The organism is Arthrobacter sp. Ha26, from assembly GCF_059091705.1.
This window is the reverse complement of sequence record NZ_JBNHGX010000006.1, coordinates 249,308-269,964: the sequence shown is the minus strand read 5'-3', so window position 1 is coordinate 269,964 and position 20,657 is coordinate 249,308. Positions and strand designations below refer to the sequence as shown.

Genomic DNA, 20,657 nt, shown 5'->3' with positions numbered 1-20,657 from the left:
TAGTTGCCTTGAGCATAGGTATAGCACTTCGGCAGCCGCTGGGCATGGCGGGATCAAAGTGCGCGGGAATTTGCCGGTTTTTGTGGAATTCCACCCATCCGCAATGCGGCGGCCCGCGAATAACCGGCATAACCCCTTGGATGGGCAGGTCAAGAACCCTCCGATCCATAAACACATATCGCAATCAGGAGAACACCATGGCAACACACACCAGCACCGGTATGGCGGCCCGCACCAACGTCCAGAAGGCATCAATGGCTGTTGGAGCAGTATTCCTGCTGGTCGGCATCCTGGGCTTCGTTCCGGGCATCACGGGCAATTACGAACAGCTGGCTTTCGCCGGCCACCATTCCGAGGCCATGCTGCTGGGCCTGTTCCAGGTCTCGGCGCTGCACAACATCGTCCACCTGCTCTTCGGCGCAGCCGGCCTGGCCCTGGCAAAGTCCGCCACCGGCGCCCGCTCATTCCTCCTTTACGGCGGAGTCATCTACTTGGTCCTCTTCATCTACGGCCTGGTGGTCCCCCAGGATTCCGCCGGCAACTTCGTGCCCCTCAACGGCTTCGACAATGTCCTGCACCTGCTGCTCGGCGTCGGAATGATTGCCCTGGCCGTGATCCTCACCAAGGGCCACACGAAGGCCCGCGCCTAACGCACTCCCCCGGCGGTATCCCGCCTCGACGATTCACCTGGATGGCCCCGGCCGCAGCTGCTGCTGCCGGGGCCATCCCCGTTCCGTTGCCATTGTGTGGCAAAAGGGCGAAGGATACGATGCTGCCGGGGAGAGGCGCGTCCTGGTCTCGTGCGACGAGCGTTAGGGACCATCCGATGAGTGACTTCTTCACCATGAAGCCCGGCGAGACTGCCGCTCCCGTGCCGCCGGGGCCGGTGTTGTGCAGCGGGACGGCTGGCATGCGCCGCATCCACCGCGTCTTCCTTTGGGCGTACAACGAGGCGCCCGGCCTGGTGCGTTCCGCCGCCGCCGGAGACACTGCCCGCGCCGCATACGTGGGCGAGGTGCTGGGGAACTTCGACAAGCTGCTCCACCTCCACCACGAGAGCGAAGACCAGCTCATGTACCCGCAGCTGCAGGACCGGGCACCGGCCTGCGCCCTGCACATCGGGCAAATGCTCGATCAGCACAGGCAGGTCACCCAACGGCTGGAGCACATCGGGCCGGTCCGCCTGCGCTGGATGCAGACGGCCGACGAGGAGACCGGGGCGGAACTCGCCGCCCTCTACGAGGACCTGTCGGCGGTCCTCAACGTCCACCTTCGCCGGGAGGTCACCGAGGTGATGCCCGCCGTGGACAGGGTGATGACTGAGAAGGAAATGAAGACGGCGGCGCAGCACGGGAGCAGCCAGGTCAGCAACAAGTTCCTGGTGGGCTACCTCGGCATGGTGCTGGCCACGAATCCTCCGGCGGACCGGAAGGAATTGTTCAAGGAGATCCCGCCGCCCGTGCGCCTCGCCTACCGGCTCTTTGGGCGCAGGATGTACCGGAAACAGTACGCCACGCTCTTCCCGGGACGCCCGATTCCCGAGACGCTCTAGTGCTAATAGATGCAGGCGGGCTGGTAGGCAGGATCGGCCGGGCCCGAAGCCTTGCTTAGCGCATGGGCCACGAGCCGGTGCACCACGGGATCGTTCGGCGTCTGGTCGTGCTCGAAGGCATCGGCCGGGCACTTGTCCTGGATGGTGATGTTGGTGACCTGCCGGGCCGGGCCCGCCAGGAACTGGCTGTTGTAGGGAATGACCACTTCGTCATGGATCGTGGAGAGCACTGTGTAGGACGGCCCCGCGACTGTGTCGCCGACTGCGTTGAGTTTCTGCATAAAGGCCGAGCCTGCCTGCTGGTCGGCGCAGGCAGCACACCCAAGCCCCGTGTAGTCCGGATCCGGAACAAAACCCGGCGGCGGGACGATCAGGCCTTGAGTTCCATGGTTGGACGGTGCGATGCCGATGAGCTGGTGGACGTACTTCGCGCCGCCCAGGAAGCCCATGTAATACCGGGGCATCATGCCGCCCTGGCTGTGGCCCACCAGGTTGACCTTCTTCGCGCCGGTGGCGGAACGGACCGCATCGACAAACGGGGCCAGTTCCTTGGCGGATTCGGCCACGGGGGCGGTGGCATACACGCCGTTTGTTTCGCCGTAGTTGAGGGCGAAGACGCAGTACCCCTCGCCCTTGAGGTACGGGGACAGGGTGGACCAGTTCTTTTCCATGCTCTCGAACGTTCCAGGGACAAGGATGACCGGATACGGATGCTGTGCCGTCGGTTTGCAGGACCAGTCGTTGGCTCTGGGTGGGGATATCTCAACGGCTTGGGCAGGAGCGGCAACCACGGAGCTGGCAAGGACGGCGGCAGCGGCGACGGACAGGGCGCGGGCAAGCAGTGACATGAAAACCTCTTTGTTTAGCTGTCAACGGGGCGGCCGGTACTGATGGACGATGGCGACTTTCAGGTTGCGGCCGGGTTTTCCATGCTGGCAGCCCATCCGCTGCAGCCGATGGGCTCTGCACAAACGTGCGTGGAGAAAGCGCTTCTGCCGGCGGGCCCTCGCCATCGGGCGCGTTGCCCATCCTCGGCGTTGTTACTGATGAGTAGCTAGATGCCAGGTGTCGGAGGTCTGAGAGACCCGGTCACCCATGCTTGCACGAACGTGCAGCACGGGAAACCGCCGGGCGCTTGAGGCCCTCGGCAGGACGTGGCGAGGCGTCGCAGGAAAACCTGCAGAAGGTGATGCAGCGCTCGGGGGAAAGCCTGCAGGAACGAATATTTGCGCGTTTCGCGCATTGGGGGTTGCGCTGAACGCGCAGTGTCCTTATGATTTTAATCATGATCGGAGCCGGGCGGCTCGATCCCCTCTCCCCCCAACAACAATGAGGTTGCTTCATGTCTGTCCCAATCAAGGCCACCATGGAAAAAGTTCCTGGCGGCATGATGTTGATCCCCCTGCTCATCGGTGCCCTGCTCGGCACCTTCGCCCCAGACTCCGCCAAATTCTTCGGCTCATTCACTGGTGCACTCTTCACTGGCGGCACCACCATCCTTGCCGTGTTTTATGTATGCATGGGTGCCAGCATCGATATCAAGGCCACCCCCTACATCCTGAAAAAGGGCGGCGTCCTTTTCGGCAGCAAGGTCCTCTTCGCGGTCATCATCGGCGTCATCGCAGGCCGGTTCATGGGTGAACTTCCCATCAACGGCGGCCTGCTGACAGGTTTGTCGGTCCTGGCCATCCTGGCTGCCCTGAACGACACCAACGGTGGCATGTATATGGCCCTCATGGGCCAGTACGGCAAGCCCAAGGACGTTGCGGCCTACTCGGTCATGACGCTTGAATCGGGCCCCTTCCTGACCATGGTTACCCTTGGAGTCGCCGGCCTGTCGGCCTTCCCGTGGCAGGCCCTTGTGGGCGCCATCATCCCCCTGCTCCTCGGAGCCATCCTGGGCGCCCTTGACCCGGCCATGCGCAAGTTCCTCTCCTCCGCAGCCCCGGTCCTCATTCCGTTCTTCGCCCTCGCCCTTGGCTTCGGGCTGAACCTGGGACAGGTAGTTAATGCAGGCCTGCTGGGAGTCGCGCTTGGCCTGTTCGTGCTGATCGCCGGCGGAGCTGTGCTCTTCTTCGCAGACAAACTGACCGGAGGCTCCGGCATTGCCGGCCTGGCGGCAGCCACCACCGCGGGCAACGCGGCCACCGTTCCCATGCTGGTGGCGGCAGCCAACCCCGCCTACGCTCCCGCCGCCGGGCCTGCCACCGTGCTGGTCGCGGCATCCGTAGTGGTCACCGCCATCGGCTGCCCCCTCGTGGTTGCCTGGTACGCCAAACGCCTTAAGGCGAAGGAAACCGCGGCGGCAACTCCCGAGGTGTCCCCAGCAGTATGAACACCAACGCAACCACGCGGTGGGCAATCATCGCGGACGACCTGACGGGGGCGGCCGATGCGGCCGCCGCCTACGGCCCCACGCACAGCAGTTGCGTGATCCTCGACGTCGATAGTGCCTGGCCCGAGGCCGAGATCCTTTCGATCAATACAGAGAGCCGCTATCTGGCACAGGGGGAAGCCGGGGTGGCCGTCACGACGGCGGCCGGGCGGGCTCTTGGGCAGGACCGGCGGGTTTTCAAGAAGATTGATTCGTTGCTTCGGGGCAATGTGGGCGTGGAAGTCGCGGCAACACTTGCGCGGATCGCGCAGGACGGCGGCAGGGGCCTGGCCATTGTGGCTCCGGCCTTTCCCGCCACCGGAAGAACCACGCAGGGCGGCGTGGTCCACGTCGACGGCGTCCCGAACACGAAGGGAAGCTTCGGGGGCGATGTCTCCGCAGCACTCGCCGCCGGCGGCCTTATGGTCGAAGTGGCGGGCAGGGAAACCGGACGCACCCACGAGGAACTGGCCCGGCACCTGCAGAACGCGCAGGAAAGCAGTACTGACGCCGTCGTACTGGATGCCTACTCCGACGACGACCTCGCGGTCATTGCGGCCGCGGCGGACCTGCTGGACTTTCCCGCACTCCTGGTGGGTTCCGGTGGGCTGGCCGGGCACATCGCCTCCGGGCGGGAAGGAAGGCAGGCCCGGAACGCAGAGGCACGGCATGTCAGACGGACCCTGACGGTGATCGGCAGCTACTCCGGCCTCGCGCGGCAGCAAACCGAGGCACTCATTGCGGCCGGCGCGGAACACATCACGCTGGACCACGCAGCGTTGGAGGATCCAGCGGTTGCGCGTAACGTTGCGGAGGCCATGGCCCGGACGGACGTGGTGCTGACGCCCGATCCGATGGGCACGGTCGAAAAGTCGCAGGCACTTGTGGTGGCCGAGGCTTTGGCGCGCGCCACCGCTGCGGGCATCGGGCACTGCGACGCCCTCGTCCTCACGGGCGGGGAAACGGCCACCGCTGTCCTGAAAGCCCTTGGCGCCGGCAGCTTCACCGTTCTCGGGGAGATTGAACCCGGCGTCGTGATGAGCCTGCTGCCTGAACCCCTCCCCCTGCTGGTCACCAAGGCCGGCGCCTTCGGGGACGCCGGTACGCTCGCCCGGACCACACAGTTTCTCACTGGCACAACGACTGAAATGAGTATCAAATAATGGGACGCCCGATTGTTGCCATCACCATGGGTGATGCAGCCGGCATTGGCCCGGAAATCATCGTCAAGGCCCTGGCCGACAACGAACTCCGGTCGAAGGCACGCATGCTCGTGATCGGTGATCTTCGCAGGTTGCAGCTTGCCGCGGACATCGTCTCCAGCCCGCTGACCCTGCGCAGGGTTTCGGAACCGTCAGAGGCGCTGTTCGAAGAAGGCACCATTGACGTGCTGGACATCGACTGCATCCCGGAGGACCTGGCCTGGGGTGAGCTGTCCGCCGCCGCCGGGCACGGTTCATTCCTGTTCATCGAGAAGGCCGTTCAGCTGGCCATGGACCGCAAGGTGGACGCGATCTGCACGGGACCGCTGAACAAGGCAGCCCTGCACGCCGCCGGCCACAAATACCCCGGCCATACCGAACTCCTCGCCGAACTGACCGGCACCGAGGAAGTGTCCATGATGCTGACCGCCCCGAAGATGCGCGTCATCCACGTCACTACGCACATCGGGCTAATCGATGCGATCGCCAAGATCAACGGCGACCTGGTCTACCGGACCATCAAGCGCGGCTACGAACTGCTGCGCGCCTCAGGGATCGAAAACCCCCGGATCGCCGTCTGCGCCATCAACCCGCACGCTGGCGAGAACGGACTGTTCGGCTACGGCGAAGAGGCAGAGAAGATCCAACCCGGCATCGAAAAGGCCCAGGCGGACGGGATCGACGCCTTCGGCCCGCTGCCGGCCGACACCCTGTTCTTCCTGGCCGGCCGCGGTGACTTCGACCTGGTGGTGGCCCAGTACCACGACCAAGGCCACGGCCCGGTCAAGGTCCTCGGCCTGGAAAACGGCGTCAACATCACCGTGGGCCTGCCCGTGGTGCGCACGTCTGTTGACCACGGGACGGCCTTCGACATCGCAGGCAAGAACGTGGCGGACCACGAGTCACTTCTTGAGGCACTGCGGCAGGCAGTGGACCTGGCGCCGGCGCGCGAAGAGGCCCTATAAGCATCCGCAGGACAAACGGCCGGTCAGCGTAGAATTGCTGACCGGCCGTTGCCGTCCCTGCTGGATCCCTATGGTTGAGCCCGTCCTCCCGGTGGTTGTGCCCGCGGAAGCCCGGAACCGGAACTAGCATGGTTACCACTGCCACGGGAAGGAGACCGGGAATGCTCAGCGCAAACGCGCGGCGCGAGGAGATCTACCACCTCGCCGTGACCACTGGCCTCGCATCCGTGGAGGAACTGTCTGCCCGGTTCGAGGTCACGGCATCCACCATCCGCCGGGACCTGGCGCTGCTGAACAGCCAGGGCCGGCTGGCCCGCACCTACGGCGGCGCCATGGCGCTGGGCGCTCACCCGGAGGCGTCGCTGCGGCAGCGCACCGGCGAGGCATTCGAGCAGAAGCATGCGATCGCCCGCTGGGCGGCATCCGTGATACGCCCCGGCGAGAACATCCTGCTCGACGCCGGCTCCACCGTGGGTGCCTTGGCTCACGAACTGCGCAGCTTCGACAAGCTGTCCGTCACCACCCCAGGCATCAACACCATGCAGGAACTCGCCGAATCCGAAGGCATCGTGGTGGACTGCCTGGGCGGCCGGCTGCGCGCTGTTTCGCAGAGCTTCGTCGGTCCCTTGGCCGAGGCCGCGCTCGAGCGGATGAGCTTTGACCGGGTGTTCCTGGGCGCCGATGCTGTCACCGCCGAGGACGGAATCTGCGAGGCGGACCACGCCCAGACCCGGCTCAAGGAGCTCATGGCCCGCCGCGGCCGGGACGTCTACGTCCTGGCCGACTCGTCAAAGCTCGGCCTCCGGCCGTTTCACGCCTGGGCGCGTTTGGCTTTGCCCTGGACCCTCGTAACGGACGACGGCGCCGACCCCGAGCAGGTGCGGAAGTTCAAGGATGCGGGGGTTGCGGTGGAGGTGGCGCCGGCAGCCGGTTGAGTCTGCAGCGGTCTTTTGCGGGATCGCTTCTACTGGGGCGCGGAGCGCTTACCCGAGTCCTTGCTCTTCCCTGTGGTCGGAACGAAGTTCCAGTCGAAAGACCCGTCGCCATGCAATGTCAGTCGGAGGAACCCGTGGGTGTTGCTGAACCTTTTTTGTATATACCGCGGCTTGCTGGTGAAGGGGCGCAGTTCGGTACCCCCTGTTGAAACCTGGAATGCTGTCATCCCGTCAGCGACGCACTTATCCGCATTGTTCACCGGGCAGGACCGTTCGTAGTTGTGCTGTGACCCGGACAGGGTCAGCCGGACGCGGTGCTTCCACATCACGTCGATCCACGGCTTCTGGTCGGCTGCCCGCTCGTGTGATTCCGTGTTCGATGTGAAATAGGGTTCGTGGTACACCACTGCCAGGTGCTTGCCTGCGGCCTTGGCAGCACTGAGGTCCTTGTCCAGCCACGTCGTTGCAGCTGAAGCCTGCGCTTGGTTGTAGCGCCACAGGGCGGAGGACAGGAAAGCGAAGTGCCAGTTTCCGAAGTCCTTCGAATATGGTTCCCCATTGGAGATGAACCCGCGCTCCTCGTTGATCGCAGACTTCTCCGGAGCCCCAGGGCATTGGCCGTTCATGAAGTTGTCCAGGTCTTCGTTGCGTCCGGGCTCCCAGTCATGGTTGGGCGCGGACACCCAGTACAACTTGGGCATCGTGCCACCCCACAGCGGCCTCCAGTAGTTCACGTAGTCCTCGCACTTCGCCGTGCTGTACTGAAAGTCCCCGAGCCCCAAAAAGGCGTCAATCTCGTTATTCTCCACGAGCTTGCTAATCGCCGCACCGTTCCGGCCGGACGGGCTATCCGGGTCAAGGTTCTCCGCGTCGTTCATGTCGCCCACAGCTGCGATCCGGACATCAGGCAAAGGGGACGGGGACTCGGGCGGTTTCGGCTCACCGGTGCAACCCGCGGCAGAGACCGCCAGAAGAACTGCGGCGATGGCGGCCACACCCCGGGAGGCTCTGCGACGAGGGAGTGCTGACTGCATCCAATAACCCCTTAGAGAAGCCGAACCGGAGGTCGGCTTCTCCAAGGAGAAGCCAACCCACCGGCACCTTGATACTCCTAAAGGGTCGGATGAGTGTCAAGGGTGACGATTCACCAGTGCGACGGCATTGCCAGGTCCGACGGCAAAACGGTGGTGCTGCTGCCCAAAGCAGCGTTGACCTGCGGCTGCGTCAGGTACAGGGCCTTCGACAGATCCGCGCCGTCCAGCCGTGCGTCCCTGAGGTCCGCGCCGAGCAAGTCCACCCCCGATAAGTCGCAGCCCCTCAGGTCCGCGGCAATGAGGTAGGCCCCTCTGAGGTCCGCGCCGCACAACCGGCGGGACCTGAGGTTCCAGCCCATCAAGTCCGCCCCGGGCTTCAGCGCTGAATCCAGATGATCGGCACCGGAAGCAAAATAGCCCGCCCGCACTTCTTCGCTGACATCCATCAGAATGGACCTCACCTGGGAGTGAAGCTCCTGAACATCCACGAAAAGCAGCTCCGGCAGACCACCGCTGACCGCCTGCCCGATCGCTTTCCGCAGTTCCAGCGCAGACCGCGAGGCGTCTGGATCGAACGTCCGCTCCTGGGCCTCGGCAAGGTACCAGAGCATCTCATGCAACTGCCGGGCGGTTTTGAACGCGGAGAACATCAGGTCCTTGGTTTCCGGGTGGTCGAGCCAGCTCTTCCCGGCAAACAACTGCTGCGAAACGCTCTGTCCGGCCCCGAAGCAATCAAAGACGGTGCAGCCACGAAAACCCCTGGGGCGCAGGCTGTCGTGGATGGTGCAGGAGAAGTCCGCGGCCAGGTTCTGGCAGGGCGAGCCAGCCGGTTTGTCGAGAGCGAAGTCTGCCGATCGGGAGAACCCGAAGGCTGTACAGCAGAGGGCAAAGCAGTTGCCGCAGTCAGGGCGCAGGGACTGCCGCTCGAGGGCAGGTGAAGGGGGTGCAAAGGGTGTGGTTGGTGTCGTTTCCATGGGATCTTCCAGTGACGGGTTCGGTGATGGGCCGGCGGCTCGGGGAACTCCAGCTGGAGTTCCCCACGCGGGCACACAGAATCACCACTCCTCGAAGGAGCGAACTGGAATCGCTGCAAGGGCTCTGGGTCACAGAGAACAATGAATTAACACTGGACTTAGGATACCTCGGCGAGCGCCAGCCGTCCCGGCACGCGAACCACCACGAGAAACAGCGAATCTCCGCCCATTGCGTACCTCCCGTGCGGGCGTATGGTTTCTGCATGGAACCGATTCGGGTCATCCTTCTTCCCGGTTCAGTGCTCCCGGCAGACCTGGCTTACGGGCCCCTGCTCAAAGCCCTGGGGCCGGACGTGCAGGCCGTTGCCAAAGACCTGGAGCTGTACAAGGAGAGCGAACCGTCGGCGGACTGGACCTTGGATACCGAGGCGGACGGCGTGCTGTGGGAAGCCGACGCCCGGGGCTGGCAGACCTTCCACCTCGTGGGCTATTCAGGCGGCGGCGCCGCCGCGCTGGCGTTCGCTGCCAAGCACCCCGAAAGGCTGCAGAGCCTGGCCCTGCTGGAGCCGGCCTGGGCCGGAAGCTGGGACTGGAGTCCTGCCTACACGGAACACTGGAAAAAGTACGGGCAGCTGGAGGCCCTCCCAGCTGAGGAATTCATGCCCGCCTTCATGAGGCTGGGGGTGAGGCCCGACGTCGTCCTTCCGCCGCAGGAGGCGGCGGCTCCCCCGCCGCCGTGGATGGCGAAGCGGCCCGCGGGAATCCGGGCGTTCCTGCGCACCTTCAAGGACTACGACCTGGACCGGTCACGGCTGGCAGCCTTCAACAAGCCGGTGTTCTTCGCCCTCGGCGGCCTCAGCCATCCGGATGACTATGGCGAGATTGCCACCAGGTTGGCCCGGGTCTTCTTTCCCGACTTCCATTTGGAGGTCTTCCCCAGGCGCCACCACTTCGACCCGCCGCACCGGATTGAACCGGAACGGCTGGCTGAGGCGCTCCGCCGGCACTGGGCGGCTGCGGAAGGACATCCGGAAGGGCAGCACGCCTCTTCCGAGGCCCGGACCCTTTAGACCAGCCCGGGGTAGCTGTTAAGGATGTAGTCCGCAGCTGCCGGCCCTTTCATGTGGAGGCCGTTGCATCCTGGCTGGAGCCGGTTGTTCATTGCGGACCAGAACGAAGTCTCTGTGGTTGGCGCGGTCCGGCTGATTTGGCACCAGCTCGTGTATAGGCCGAACAAGAGATCCCCTTCCAGGGTCCGGTCGGACTCGGGGTCGAAGGTGGTAGCTTCCCGCAGGAACTGGTCAAACTGTGCTTCTGCCATCATCGGCTCGTTTCAGCTGGCGTTTAGGTGCTGCCGGTTTGCTCCAGCAGCGAAGTCTCCGCCCCCTGCCTAGAGCCTGGAGCGGTAGATCCACTCCGGATTCGTAGCCGCGACGACAATGGATGGGTCCCGGTTTCCCAGTTGAAAAAAGTTGGCCCAGAAGCGGCGGGCCATGGATGACGCTTGTCCAACAAACACGTGCAACTTGCTAGGCTGGAAACCCGTAAACACCCCACAAAAGCGAGGCAACAACGTGCACCAGGATGCCGCCCGGTTCCTGTCCCAGCCGGTGGCCGCCCAGCCCGGCGCACCCCTGCGCGTCGCGGTGTACTCCCGGGTCGCCGAAGCCATCCGCAACGGCCTCCTCACCCCCGGCTCCATGATCCCCACCGAAACCGAACTCGGTGCCGACATGAAAGTCAGCCGCACCGTGGTCCGCGAAGCCCTCATGCTGCTCGAGGAGGACGGACTCATCAGGGCGAGGCGCGGCGTCGGACGCTTCGTCGCGGACACGCTCCCCCGGATCGGCATCGAACGCATCCGCCCCTTTGAGGAAGTCCTCGGCAGCGCCGGGCAGACGCTGGAAGTCAAACGCACCCAGGTGGTCCGGCAGGCCGCGTCCGAATTCGTCGCCCCCGGCATCGGCGTCGAGCCCGGCACCGACTGCTGGCTTTGGGAATCGGTCCTGATCCGCGACGGCGAGTCCATCGCCCACCTGCAGGAAAACGTCACCGCCCAGCCCGTCAGCTTCGACAAGGGCCCAGCCGCGCCCCTTGAGCTGGAGGACGACGGCGGCACCACCTTGCTTGCCACGCTCAACAAGCAACTGGGCAGGTTGGCCGGTCCGGGTGAGTGCCAGGTCAGCCTGAGCCAGGTGGGCCCCAGCCGGGCCAAGCTGCTGGACTTGCGCCCGTCGGATCCGGTGCTGGTCCTCACCCAGTACGTCCGGCAGGGCAACCGGCCCTTCTATCTGGCAAAGTGCCTGGTCTCAGCCCGCGCAGGCCACCTCTCGGTGATGCAGCAGTTCCAGTCCTAAACGTGGCCGCGGCATTACTTCACAGCGTTGGCTTCACTGCGTTGTAGGCGTTCACGCGGCCGTGCGCCCAGTCAGAGACAGCGCCAACAGGATCCGCAGTGGACTCCACTTTGGTGCGCACAGCGGCGTTCGAAGTGCCGGCAGGCGTGCTCCAGGCCAAGGCGGCAACTGCCGCGACGATCGGTGAAGCCATCGAGGTGCCGCTGCCGATGTCGTATCCCTGGGAGCGGTTGTACTCCCTGGCCAGAGTGAAGCGGTGGTTCGGGAATGTCGAGTAGACGGCGACTCCGGGTGCTGCTACGTCCACCCAGCCACCGTAGGTGGACCATGATGCTTTCACGTCGTTGTTGTCCGTGGCGCCAACCGCGATGACGTTCTGGTATGCGCCGGGATACATCATGGTGGTGTTTCCACCGTTGCCTGCGGACGCAACCAGCACCACACCCTTATTCCAGGCGTTGTTGACGGCGGTTTCGAGGGTGGTTGACGCCCCTACGGCCAGGCTCATGTTGATCACCTTCGCACCGTTGGCAGCCGCCCAGTTGATACCGTTTGCGAGCCCTGAGCTGGATCCCATCCCGGTGTCCGTGAGGACTTTGCCAGCCAGGATGGTGCAGCCGGGACAGACGCCGGCCACACCGATTCCGTTGTCTTTTGTGGCTGCGATGATGCCGGCCACGTGCGTGCCGTGGCCATAGTTATCTTCGTTGGTCCTCGCAGTGGTGAACTTCGCGCGCGCAGTAACTTTCGGACTGATGTCGGGGTTATCGGTCGCGACGCCGGAATCCAGAACAGCTACTGCAATGCTGGTGCCGGTGGTCACGTTCCACGCTTCCACCGCGTCCACATCAGCGTCGGCTGTGCCCTTCGCGACGGTGATGTCACCCGCGGTGTTGGGGAATGATTGACCGTTGTTCTGCAGCGCGTACTGCCGGTCAAAGAAAGTGTCAGTGGTGGTGGGAGTGACCACTTTGTCCGGCTCGGCGTACTCAACGGCGGGGTTTCGGCTGAGTGCCTCAGTGAGTTGAAGTTCCTTACCAGCCGGCACCTTGATCAAGTGTGCCCCTGTACTTCCGATGTCCGGCCCGTCACTGAGGCCGTGCGAGGCCAGTACCGCGGCCGCCGCCCTGCTGTCACGGAATTTCACCAGTATTTGCCCCTCAACATAGGACGATCCGGGCGCTGGGCTGACCGGCTCTGCGCTAACCGGGGCTGCGAAGGTCAGGGCGCCAAAACCCATGACTGCTGCGGTGAAACCGGCGATAAGGAGCTTTTTCATAGCGTTTATATTGCGCCAGCCTCCACCGATTGGATAGGGGTCAAATTCAGTGCCTGGAATACGGGACATTAGGGTTCGCGTTCGGATGTCGAACGGATGTGCGTTAAGTGAACGCCGCGGGTATCCTCATCTCCATAAAGAATGTTGTGCATCACTCCCTCTCGTGGTGTAGCTCTCAGCCCCAACATCCTGCCTTTCCCTAATCAATGAGGATTACATGACAACTTCACCCTCCATCCGCACGTCCAGGTGGCCTGTCTGGCTCTGCTGGCTGGCGATGGTCCTGGACGGCTTTGATCTGGTGGTGCTCGGCACCGTCATTCCCACACTCATCAAGACCAGCGACCTTGGCTTTGACGCCGTCGGCGCAACCTTGGTGGCAACCATTTCCCTCGTCGGCGTCGGCCTGGGAGCGTTGTTCATCGCCCCACTGTCAGACCGCTTTGGGCGCCGAAAACTGATGGTTGCCTGTGTGCTCTGGTTCTCGATTTTCACCCTCGCGGTGGCGTGGGCGCCCAGCGTGGCCGTGTTCGGCGCTTTCCGCCTCCTGGCCGGGGTGGGACTTGGCGCCTGCCTTCCGGTCGCGCTCGCCTACATGAACGACTACGCGCCGGCGGGTTCCGCAGGCAAGTCCACCACCCGCACCATGACCGGGTACCACGTGGGTGCCGTAGCAACGGCCTTCCTGGCTTTGATGGTCATTCCCGACTGGCGCACCATGTTCGTCGTCGGCGGCCTCGCAGGTCTGGCCCTCGTACCGTTCCTGTGGTTCAAACTGCCGGAGACCCTGCCGGCCGCGGGGACAGCGAAGAAAGCGGAGCAGACCGGATTCCGGGACCTGGCGAAGAAGCCCTACCCGCTTGTAGCGGTGGCGATCGCCGCCGCCTCCTTCATGGGGCTGTTGCTGGTGTACGGCCTGAACACCTGGCTCCCCCAGCTCATGGCGTCCGCTGGTTATCCGGTCAGTGCGGGCCTTTCTCTGCTCCTGGTGTTGAACCTCGGTGCCGTCGCAGGCCTCGTCATTGCCGGCATCCTGGCCGACAGGCACGGCACCAAACGCATCGTGCTGCTCTGGTTCGGCCTCTCCGCGGTATGCCTGGCCCTCCTGAGCATCAAGGTGGACAACGCGATCCTGCTCAACGCCCTGGTCTTCGTCACCGGCGTGTTCGTCTTCAGTTCCCAGGTGCTCGTTTACGCCTGGGTGAGCCAGCTGTTCCCCGCCCGCCTGCGCGCCACCGCCCTCGGGTTCGCTGCCGGCGTGGGCCGCGTGGGCGCCATTGCCGGGCCCGCAGTGACGGGCGGCCTGGTGGCTGCAGGCATCGCGTACCCCTGGGGTTTCTATGTGTTCGCAGCGGCTGGCGCCCTCGCGGTGCTGGCCCTGGTGACGGTCCCGCACGCCATTGCCGCCACCCGTCCGGCGCAGGACCGCGTTTAGCTAATGCCGTTGCCCGGCCCGTCGTTAACGGACGGGCCGGGCATTCCACAGGTCGAGACTGCCTGCGTTTCTGGCTGAGCCCCGCTGGGTAGGCTACTTCTACAACGAAAGAAACCCGGCAAGGAAAAGGACGGACACCCATGCACGCCGTGCTCGAGTACACGTACCAGGACAACTACCTTGAGACCCGCGAAAAGTACCGCGGAGACCACCTCCGGCTGGGGTGGGAAGCCGTCGAACGCGGCGAACTTCTGCTCGGCGGCGCCGTTGGTGACGGCCCCTTCAAAGGGCTGCTGATCTTCACCGGCGGGAACGCACTCGAAGCCGCCAAGGCTTTTGCGGCGGCCGATCCCTACGTCACCAACGGCGTCGTGACGTCGTGGGCCGCCAGCCCCTGGACCACGGTGCTCGGGAACGAAGCGGCTACTCCCGTTCACCCCTAAGTCCAACAGCTTAAAGTCGGGGCAGAAGCCCGGGTCGAAGGGCGGCTCCACCCGCCTTCAGAACTTTGTTGCGGCGTGCGCCGGGTGCAACCGCGCAAAGCGTGCCAGGATCCCGTCTCCTGGCCAGCAGCGCCGGATGGAACGACGACGGCGGGAGTACCTGCCGCCGTCGTCCTCCTTCAATGTGGCGAACGCCAGCCACTTCCCTAAGGCCGGCTTCTCCTGAATTGATTTGCCGGGTCCCACGGCGCCCCTACTACTCAGCCTTCGACAGCGTGAATATCCCGTAGCGCATCGCACCGGTGCGGTAGGCCAGGATCATGCGGGGAATGCTTCGAAATGAGTCACGATTGCGTGCCCTGAGGACCAGGCGGCGGGTCCCGGGATCGACGAGCAGGGCTTTCATGAACCGGCCGGCGCAGATCAGCCACGTGCGGGCGACGTGCCGGCTGACATCCTCATAGCCGGTGACCGCAAAGCCTGCCGTCAGTGCCATCGCCTCATACTCCTCGCGCGAGCCCATCGAGGGCAGGCGCCCTTCGCGGCAGATCGGCTCAAGCAGGTGCCTGACCTTCCAGCCGTTGGCATCGGTCCCGGCGAGCCAGGCGCAGACGACCAGCCGGCCGCCGGGCGAGAGCACACGGTGCGCCTCGGCAAAGAACGCCTGCTTATCGACCATGTGCTCGCTTGATTCAATCGCCCAGGCCGCATTCACCGAGGCATCGGGCAGGCCGTTACTAAACCAGTCACCGGTGTGGATGTCTACGCCGGGCACGGGATGCGCGGCGGCGTACCGGGCCTGCTCAGGTGAAAGCGTGAAGCCGGTGACGCGGACCTTGCGTGTCACCGCGAGCCGCCGCGCCGTAGAGCCGTAGCCGCAGCCGATGTCCACGCCTTCCTGGCCCGGCTGGAGGCGCAGCCGGTCCCCGACGGCGTCGACCAGCGCCTCGACCGCCTCGGTGGGTGTCTCGCGGCCCGTCACCCACAGTCCGTGATGGACATGGTCTCCCCAGACCTGGCGGTAGATGGGATCGAGCTCGTCGTAGTGGTCCGCCACCGCCACGGCGTCCTGGGAGATATTGGGCACGATCACGCGCTGACCCTACAACGGTGTGCCACTGGGAAGGGGAAGGACGACGGCGGCACGCCGGGGGCGGCTAGGAGCACCCGAAGTCGTCAGGATTGCACCGATCATGGCCACGTCCGCCCCTAAGTCCCCTAAACTCCGCCCTCCCAGTACCAGAGTTGCCGGTTAATTCGTTGACCAGGCCATGAGCGGTTTTTAGCATTCAATTACTGCGCGCTGGGGAGCCCGACAATGAGTTGAAAGGACCCCATGATGAACCGCTCGACGCGTTTACTTGTAGCGTCCGCCGCCGGTCTGGCTATGACCCTCACCGCTTCGCCTGCCATGGCAGACCATGGCGACGGCAGCAACGGCGCCCACGTGGAACACCGCGAGCTGGTATTCACCGATTCGACATATGAGTACCGGCAGGTGGTGAAGCACCATGACGACGACTACTACAACACCACCAACGCCAGGGATCAGTGGAGCTACGATGACGGCGAAGTCCAGTCGTCCTACGACTGGAAGCAGCACTACATCGAGCTCGAAAACGTGACGGTACTGGGCAGCCAGAACACCATTACCGACAGCGGTGAGACGTGCCGCGTCAGCTCCCTGTACGTTGCCGCCAAGGGCGAGACGCGCCAGGTGAAGGAGGGTCTCTGCTAGGACGCCATGGCGGCCGCCGCTTGTCCAACAAAGAGGTGCAACGTGTTCCAGGCTGGAATCCCCGGAGAAGCCAAGCAACGAGGGAAGCTAAACGTGCACCAGGAGGAGTTGGCGGACGACGGCGGCACTACTTTGCTTGCCACGCTCAACGACCAGCTGGGCTGCGGGGCGGCCACCTTTCGGTGATGCAGTACCTGCAGTCCTAAGCGAGGAAACTCAAGCCTGGCACGGAACCGCTCCCGTGAGGGCAGGAACTGCCGTCGTACTTCCCCCAGAGTGCAGCAGCGTCCCCACCAGGTGCGGGGCGAAGTCCTCCTCGAGCGAGAGCACCACGCGGCACCGCGCTCCTGACACCGGAGGGTACCCCGCGTACAAGCCGCGCATGTCGCACACGGTCTGCCCGCGGCCGGGCCCGTCGGAGGTGTCGACGGCGGCGCGCACCACGGGTGCCAAAGCAGGCCTGACACCGCCAACAGCGAGCGCCGCCGCCAGCGGATCGTGCATGGCGGAGCAGGGCCGGCCGTAGATGCCCTCGTAAAACCGGAAGTAGTAGCCCAGCATCTCCCCCAGCGCCCTCGGCACCGGCGCGGCAGAAGCCAGCAGCACCTGCCGGTGCGACTCCTCCAGCACCGAAGCCATGGTCACGTCCAGCGGCACCAGGGTGACGTCCCAGTCGGCGGCCAGCACCAGGGCGGCGGCCTCGGGGTCGTGCCAGATGTTCGCCTCGGCCACGGGCGTGATGTTCCCCGGCGCCAGCGCGGCCCCGCCCATCACCGTCACCGACTCCACAAGAGACGGCAGCGCAGGATCCAGCCGCAAAGCCTCGGCGATGTTGGTCAGCGGCCCGATCGCCAGCACCCGCAGCGTACCGGGATAAGTGCGCGCCAGCCGTACCAGCATCTCCGCCGCGGACTCACCAACAAGCGAAGCGGCAGAAGGCGCCAACACAACCTCCCCGATCCCGTTCTCCCCGTGCACCCATGGCGCCCCGCCATGAAACGAGCCAACCAAAGGATCGTGCGCCCCCAAAGCCACCGGCACAGAAGAAGACCCAGCCAAAGCCAGCAGGTCCAGGGTATTGCGGGCACCGACGGCGGCACTGACGTTCCCGCTGACGGTCCCAATGCCCACAACAGAAGCCAGAGGAGAGGCGAGCAGGTAGGCCAGGGCGAGGGCGTCGTCGATGCCTGTGTCGCAGTCCAGGTAAACGGGGGCAGTCACAATAGATTCCTTCGAACGGGATGGAGGGGTTAGACGGTCTCGCCCTTGGGGGCGGCGACGAAGAGGCTGACGATGAACGCGGCGGCGGTGATGCCCACCGAGATCCAGAGGGCGGTGGCGTACCCGGCGGCCGTGGCCTGCGCGGCGAACGGCGCCACCAGCACGACGCCGAGGCTCGCCCCGATCCCGAACGACGCACCGTTGATGCCGGGCAGCGCAGCCGGGGCCTCCTTGGGCGAAAGCAGCACCGAGAGCCCGTTGATGGCGGTGAGGAACAGCCCGTTGTAGAAGATTCCCAAGAAGGCAACGGCAACCAGCACCGCAACAGAGCTAGTGGAAAAAGCAGCCGCAACCACAGCACACACCAGGCTCAGCCCGGTCCCGAACCGAAGGACCCGGATCCACCCGCGCCTATCCGCCAGCCACCCGGCCAAAGGTGCGGCGAACACGCCAATCAAAGCGGCGGGGGTGAGGAACAGCAACGCCGAGACGGAGGCGGAAAGCCCGAAGCCGCCGTCGTGATCCTGGCTCAGCAGCACCACGGTGAAGTTGATGACGGCGAAGATGCCGGCGAGGGTGAGGACGGTCGTGGCGATGACGGGCCACACCTGGCTTGAGCGCAGGTGGTGCACGGCGATGAGCGGGTGGCTGCGGCGCTTCTCGATCATCCAGAACGCGGCGAAGGACGCAATGGTGCCGGCCAGCAGGGCCAGGGTGGACGGCGCGGTCCAGCCCGCGGCCGATCCGCCGGAGACGAAGTAGGTGGTGAACACCAGGAACAGCGAGAGGGAGCCGGCGCCCCACCAGTCCATGGCGCCGCGGACGCCGGAAGGCCGTCCGGCGGGGACCATGCGGAGGATGCACAGGGCGGCGATAGCGGTGAGGACTAGGACGACGACGAAGATGGACCGGAAGCCGAGGGTCTCGGCCATGAGCCCGCCCACGTAACCGTCCACGCCGCCCACTCCCCCGTTGATGGCGGCGATGATGCCCACCGAGGTGCCGAAGACCCTGGCCTGCAGGTTCTCGCTGAGCACGATGTAGGCGAGCGCGAAGACGGCGCTGGAGACGCCCTGCAGGAACCGGCCGGTGACCAGCAGCGGCAGGGTGGGCGCGGCGATGCAGAGGATGGTGCCGGCGCCCATGATGCCCAGGACCAGCAGGAGCGCGGCGCGGCGGCCGATGAAGTCGCTCCACCGGCCGATTACGGGCCCGGCGATGGCGCCGGCCAGGAAGAACATGGACTGGACGGGGGCGGCGCTGTCCGGGCTTTGGCCGAAGCTGGCGGCGATCTGCGGCAGCGCGGGGGTGACCATGCTGGCGTTCAGCTGGAAGGACAGCACGCCCAGCAGCAGGGTGGAGATCAGCAGGCCGGCCCGGCGGCCGGAGAGCTTGGTTGCGTCGGCGGGGACGACGACGGCGGCGCCTCCTGGGGCGGGCGGCGCGGCTGCGGCGGGGGTTGGGGTGTTCACATCAAACTCCTTTGTTCGAGCAGAAGGAATCGTCTTTACGTGATTCCAGTTGTTATACAACCATGTATGACTCACAAGTACAACCATGCGCTACACTTTTTCGAAACCCGGCCGCTTCCGGCCCTCCCCTTCAGGAGTTTTCCCATGAACGCAACACGTCCTGCCGTCACCGTGGTCGGCAGCATCAACCTGGACCTGATCGCCACCGCCGAGCGGCTTCCGACGGCGGGCGAAACCATCGGCGGCGCCGTCCTGTCCGAGCAGCCCGGCGGCAAGGGCGCCAACCAGGCCGCGGCCGCCGCACGGCTGGGCGGCAGTGCCCGGATGGTCGGGGCCGTCGGCAAGGACGCGTCCGGGCAGCGGGTGCTGGATGCCTTGGCTGCTGCCGGCGTTGATACGGCCGACGTTGCCGTCCTGCCCGAGCCGACCGGGACGGCGCTGATTGTGGTGGACGGCGACGGCGAGAACCAGATTGTGGTGTGCCCGGGGGCCAACTCGCACCTGCACCTGGACGGGGTGGAGTTCGGCCCAGACGAGACGGTGCTGTGCCAGCTGGAAGTGGGCCTGGACGTGGTGCTGGAGGCGGCGCGGAAAACGGCTGGTTTTTTTGTGCTGAACGCCGCGCCGGCCATGGACCTGCCGGCGGAGCTGCTGGAGCGATGCGACCTGGTGATCGTCAACGAGAGCGAGTACGCCCTGATCCCCGCCCTCGCGGAGGCGAAGCTGGTGGCGGTGACGTACGGCGGGGACGGCTCGGCGATGTTCGAGCATGGCCGGAAGGTGGCCAAGGCGCCGTCCGCTGCGGTGACGGTGGCGAACACCGTCGGCGCGGGCGACGCGTTCTGCGCCGCCCTGGTCCTGGGGCTCCGGAGCGGACTGGACTACACGCGGGCTTTGGCCGTGGCGAATGCTGTAGGTGGCGACGCCGTGGGCGATCCGTCCTCGCAGCCGGATTTGGCACAGCTGGGCCACTACGTGGAGCGGACCGCCGCTACCTCGGGCGCTTCCTCGTGACTGTCACTATGCCGTTGACTGTCACCTTCCGACGGGCAGTGGCGGCGGACTTTCCGGAGGTCCGCCGGATCACCCGCGACGCTTACCTCCGGGCAGGACACTTCGCCGCCGACCATCCGTACATGAGCGTGCTGGAGGACGTGGAGCACCGCGCCGAGCATGCGCAGGTGTGGGTGGCGGAGGCTGCGGGGAAGGTGGTGGCGGCGGTGACACTAACGTTCGCCGGCCAGCCCTACAGCGAGATCGCGCAGGACGGCGAGCTGGAGTTCCGGATGCTCGCGGTCGACCCGGCCCACCAGGGCTGCGGCGCGGGCCGGGCCGTGGTGCGCGACATTATTGAACACGCCAAGCAACTGCCGGGCATTGGGGCAATCAGCATCACCAGCGCCACGTTCATGGAACGCGCCCACGGTCTGTATGAGTCGCTGGGTTTCCGCCGCGCGCCGGAGCGGGACTGGTATGTGCCGGGCGAGGACGTGCTGCTGTGGGTGTTCACGCTCCACCTCGCGGAGGCCACGGCTCCTCTCGTGAGCACCTGACGTGTCCGGCTGCAGCTCCTCTTCGGTCACCGCAAGCAGGGCCGGGCTACTCGGCGATGTCCTCCGCCCACAGCTCCGGGCTGTCGGTCTGGAAGGCACGCATCATGTCCACGCAACGCTGAT

General features: G+C 65.2%; 20 protein-coding genes. 13 read left to right on the top strand and 7 right to left on the bottom strand.

Going from position 1 to position 20,657, the window contains the following annotated elements:
* Positions 1-197: 197 nt before the first annotated feature.
* Together AC5RVY_RS15495 and AC5RVY_RS15490 are read left to right on the top strand one after the other, a co-directional pair.
* Positions 198-650 (top strand): DUF4383 domain-containing protein, encoded by a 453-nt coding sequence (locus tag AC5RVY_RS15495; RefSeq protein WP_493955588.1) that lies wholly within the window; start codon positions 198-200, stop codon positions 648-650.
* A 176-nt stretch (positions 651-826) separates the two neighbouring features.
* Positions 827-1,552 (top strand): hemerythrin domain-containing protein, encoded by a 726-nt coding sequence (locus tag AC5RVY_RS15490; RefSeq protein WP_493955587.1) that lies wholly within the window; start codon positions 827-829, stop codon positions 1,550-1,552.
* A gap of 2 nt (positions 1,553-1,554) precedes the next feature.
* Here AC5RVY_RS15490 and AC5RVY_RS15485 read toward each other — a convergent pair whose 3' ends face one another.
* Positions 1,555-2,400 (bottom strand): esterase/lipase family protein, encoded by an 846-nt coding sequence (locus AC5RVY_RS15485; protein ID WP_493955586.1) that lies wholly within the window; start codon positions 2,398-2,400, stop codon positions 1,555-1,557.
* A gap of 494 nt (positions 2,401-2,894) precedes the next feature.
* Here AC5RVY_RS15485 and AC5RVY_RS15480 point away from each other — a divergent pair, with 494 nt between their 5' ends.
* From AC5RVY_RS15480 to AC5RVY_RS15465, 4 genes are all read left to right on the top strand, one after another.
* A complete protein-coding gene (locus AC5RVY_RS15480) occupies positions 2,895-3,887 on the top strand; it encodes a 2-keto-3-deoxygluconate permease (protein WP_493955585.1) in 993 nt (330 codons plus the stop codon).
* The gene (locus AC5RVY_RS15475) at positions 3,884-5,089 is read left to right on the top strand and encodes a four-carbon acid sugar kinase family protein (protein ID WP_493955584.1); all 1,206 of its coding nucleotides are present in this window, start codon (positions 3,884-3,886) and stop codon (positions 5,087-5,089) included. The genes AC5RVY_RS15480 and AC5RVY_RS15475 overlap by 4 nt, the downstream gene beginning before the upstream one ends.
* Positions 5,089-6,093 carry a 4-hydroxythreonine-4-phosphate dehydrogenase PdxA gene (gene pdxA, locus AC5RVY_RS15470; protein WP_493955583.1) on the top strand — a complete coding sequence of 335 codons (1,005 nt, stop codon included), beginning with the start codon at positions 5,089-5,091 and terminating at the stop codon, positions 6,091-6,093. Before AC5RVY_RS15475 ends, pdxA begins: the two co-directional genes overlap by 1 nt.
* A 161-nt stretch (positions 6,094-6,254) precedes the next feature.
* Positions 6,255-7,028: a DeoR/GlpR family DNA-binding transcription regulator gene (locus AC5RVY_RS15465; RefSeq protein ID WP_493955582.1), complete on the top strand. Its 774-nt coding sequence runs from the start codon at positions 6,255-6,257 to the stop codon at positions 7,026-7,028.
* Between the two features lie 29 nt (positions 7,029-7,057).
* Here AC5RVY_RS15465 and AC5RVY_RS15460 read toward each other — a convergent pair whose 3' ends face one another.
* Both AC5RVY_RS15460 and AC5RVY_RS15455 read right to left on the bottom strand, forming a co-directional pair.
* Complete coding sequence (locus AC5RVY_RS15460) at positions 7,058-8,062, bottom strand: metallophosphoesterase family protein (RefSeq protein ID WP_493955581.1); 1,005 nt, start codon at positions 8,060-8,062, stop codon at positions 7,058-7,060.
* 110 nt (positions 8,063-8,172) lie between these two features.
* The gene (locus AC5RVY_RS15455; protein WP_493955580.1) at positions 8,173-9,036 is read right to left on the bottom strand and encodes a pentapeptide repeat-containing protein; all 864 of its coding nucleotides are present in this window, start codon (positions 9,034-9,036) and stop codon (positions 8,173-8,175) included.
* 263 nt (positions 9,037-9,299) lie between these two features.
* On the opposite strand from AC5RVY_RS15455, the gene AC5RVY_RS15450 reads away from it, so the two are divergent.
* Both AC5RVY_RS15450 and AC5RVY_RS15445 read left to right on the top strand, forming a co-directional pair.
* Entirely contained in the window at positions 9,300-10,106 is an 807-nt protein-coding gene (locus tag AC5RVY_RS15450; protein WP_493955579.1) for an alpha/beta fold hydrolase, read from the top strand.
* 504 nt (positions 10,107-10,610) lie between these two features.
* Entirely contained in the window at positions 10,611-11,393 is a 783-nt protein-coding gene (locus AC5RVY_RS15445) for a GntR family transcriptional regulator (RefSeq protein ID WP_493955578.1), read from the top strand.
* Between the two features lie 19 nt (positions 11,394-11,412).
* On the opposite strand, the gene AC5RVY_RS15440 is transcribed toward AC5RVY_RS15445, so the two are convergent.
* The gene (locus AC5RVY_RS15440) at positions 11,413-12,672 is read right to left on the bottom strand and encodes a S8 family serine peptidase (protein WP_493955577.1); all 1,260 of its coding nucleotides are present in this window, start codon (positions 12,670-12,672) and stop codon (positions 11,413-11,415) included.
* A gap of 217 nt (positions 12,673-12,889) precedes the next feature.
* On the opposite strand from AC5RVY_RS15440, the gene AC5RVY_RS15435 reads away from it, so the two are divergent.
* Both AC5RVY_RS15435 and AC5RVY_RS15430 read left to right on the top strand, forming a co-directional pair.
* Positions 12,890-14,107, top strand: coding sequence for an MFS transporter (locus AC5RVY_RS15435; RefSeq protein WP_493955576.1), 1,218 nt, complete (start codon positions 12,890-12,892; stop codon positions 14,105-14,107).
* 140 nt (positions 14,108-14,247) lie between these two features.
* Positions 14,248-14,550 carry a YciI-like protein gene (locus tag AC5RVY_RS15430; protein ID WP_493955575.1) on the top strand — a complete coding sequence of 101 codons (303 nt, stop codon included), beginning with the start codon at positions 14,248-14,250 and terminating at the stop codon, positions 14,548-14,550.
* Between the two features lie 256 nt (positions 14,551-14,806).
* Here AC5RVY_RS15430 and AC5RVY_RS15425 read toward each other — a convergent pair whose 3' ends face one another.
* Positions 14,807-15,643, bottom strand: a complete 837-nt coding sequence (locus AC5RVY_RS15425) for a class I SAM-dependent methyltransferase (RefSeq protein ID WP_493955574.1) — start codon at positions 15,641-15,643, stop codon at positions 14,807-14,809.
* Positions 15,644-15,937: 294 nt separating this feature from the next.
* Here AC5RVY_RS15425 and AC5RVY_RS15420 point away from each other — a divergent pair, with 294 nt between their 5' ends.
* Positions 15,938-16,288, top strand: a complete 351-nt coding sequence (locus tag AC5RVY_RS15420) for a hypothetical protein (RefSeq protein WP_493955573.1) — start codon at positions 15,938-15,940, stop codon at positions 16,286-16,288.
* A 216-nt stretch (positions 16,289-16,504) separates the two neighbouring features.
* On the opposite strand, the gene AC5RVY_RS15415 is transcribed toward AC5RVY_RS15420, so the two are convergent.
* Both AC5RVY_RS15415 and AC5RVY_RS15410 read right to left on the bottom strand, forming a co-directional pair.
* Entirely contained in the window at positions 16,505-17,509 is a 1,005-nt protein-coding gene (locus AC5RVY_RS15415) for a nucleoside hydrolase (RefSeq protein ID WP_493955572.1), read from the bottom strand.
* A 29-nt stretch (positions 17,510-17,538) separates the two neighbouring features.
* Positions 17,539-18,981: an MFS transporter gene (locus AC5RVY_RS15410; protein ID WP_493955571.1), complete on the bottom strand. Its 1,443-nt coding sequence runs from the start codon at positions 18,979-18,981 to the stop codon at positions 17,539-17,541.
* Positions 18,982-19,125: 144 nt separating this feature from the next.
* Here AC5RVY_RS15410 and AC5RVY_RS15405 point away from each other — a divergent pair, with 144 nt between their 5' ends.
* On the top strand, positions 19,126-19,995 hold the full coding sequence (locus tag AC5RVY_RS15405) for a ribokinase (protein WP_493955570.1): 870 nt from the start codon (positions 19,126-19,128) through the stop codon (positions 19,993-19,995).
* An 8-nt stretch (positions 19,996-20,003) separates the two neighbouring features.
* Positions 20,004-20,534, top strand: a complete 531-nt coding sequence (locus AC5RVY_RS15400; RefSeq protein WP_493955644.1) for a GNAT family N-acetyltransferase — start codon at positions 20,004-20,006, stop codon at positions 20,532-20,534.
* Positions 20,535-20,657: the final 123 nt, after the last annotated feature.

What these genes read in the sequence shown, in the direction of transcription:
- AC5RVY_RS15495 (WP_493955588.1), top strand. Translation starts at nt 198, where the DNA reads ATGGCAACACACACCAGCACCGGTATGGCGGCCCGCACCAACGTCCAG.
- AC5RVY_RS15490 (WP_493955587.1), top strand. Translation starts at nt 827, where the DNA reads ATGAGTGACTTCTTCACCATGAAGCCCGGCGAGACTGCCGCTCCCGTG.
- AC5RVY_RS15485 (WP_493955586.1), bottom strand. Translation starts at nt 2,400, where the DNA reads ATGTCACTGCTTGCCCGCGCCCTGTCCGTCGCCGCTGCCGCCGTCCTT.
- AC5RVY_RS15480 (WP_493955585.1), top strand. Translation starts at nt 2,895, where the DNA reads ATGTCTGTCCCAATCAAGGCCACCATGGAAAAAGTTCCTGGCGGCATG.
- AC5RVY_RS15475 (WP_493955584.1), top strand. Translation starts at nt 3,884, where the DNA reads ATGAACACCAACGCAACCACGCGGTGGGCAATCATCGCGGACGACCTG.
- pdxA (WP_493955583.1), top strand. Translation starts at nt 5,089, where the DNA reads ATGGGACGCCCGATTGTTGCCATCACCATGGGTGATGCAGCCGGCATT.
- AC5RVY_RS15465 (WP_493955582.1), top strand. Translation starts at nt 6,255, where the DNA reads ATGCTCAGCGCAAACGCGCGGCGCGAGGAGATCTACCACCTCGCCGTG.
- AC5RVY_RS15460 (WP_493955581.1), bottom strand. Translation starts at nt 8,062, where the DNA reads ATGCAGTCAGCACTCCCTCGTCGCAGAGCCTCCCGGGGTGTGGCCGCC.
- AC5RVY_RS15455 (WP_493955580.1), bottom strand. Translation starts at nt 9,036, where the DNA reads ATGGAAACGACACCAACCACACCCTTTGCACCCCCTTCACCTGCCCTC.
- AC5RVY_RS15450 (WP_493955579.1), top strand. Translation starts at nt 9,300, where the DNA reads ATGGAACCGATTCGGGTCATCCTTCTTCCCGGTTCAGTGCTCCCGGCA.
- AC5RVY_RS15440 (WP_493955577.1), bottom strand. Translation starts at nt 12,672, where the DNA reads ATGAAAAAGCTCCTTATCGCCGGTTTCACCGCAGCAGTCATGGGTTTT.
- AC5RVY_RS15435 (WP_493955576.1), top strand. Translation starts at nt 12,890, where the DNA reads ATGACAACTTCACCCTCCATCCGCACGTCCAGGTGGCCTGTCTGGCTC.
- AC5RVY_RS15430 (WP_493955575.1), top strand. Translation starts at nt 14,248, where the DNA reads ATGCACGCCGTGCTCGAGTACACGTACCAGGACAACTACCTTGAGACC.
- AC5RVY_RS15420 (WP_493955573.1), top strand. Translation starts at nt 15,938, where the DNA reads ATGACCCTCACCGCTTCGCCTGCCATGGCAGACCATGGCGACGGCAGC.
- AC5RVY_RS15405 (WP_493955570.1), top strand. Translation starts at nt 19,126, where the DNA reads ATGAACGCAACACGTCCTGCCGTCACCGTGGTCGGCAGCATCAACCTG.
- AC5RVY_RS15400 (WP_493955644.1), top strand. Translation starts at nt 20,004, where the DNA reads ATGCCGTTGACTGTCACCTTCCGACGGGCAGTGGCGGCGGACTTTCCG.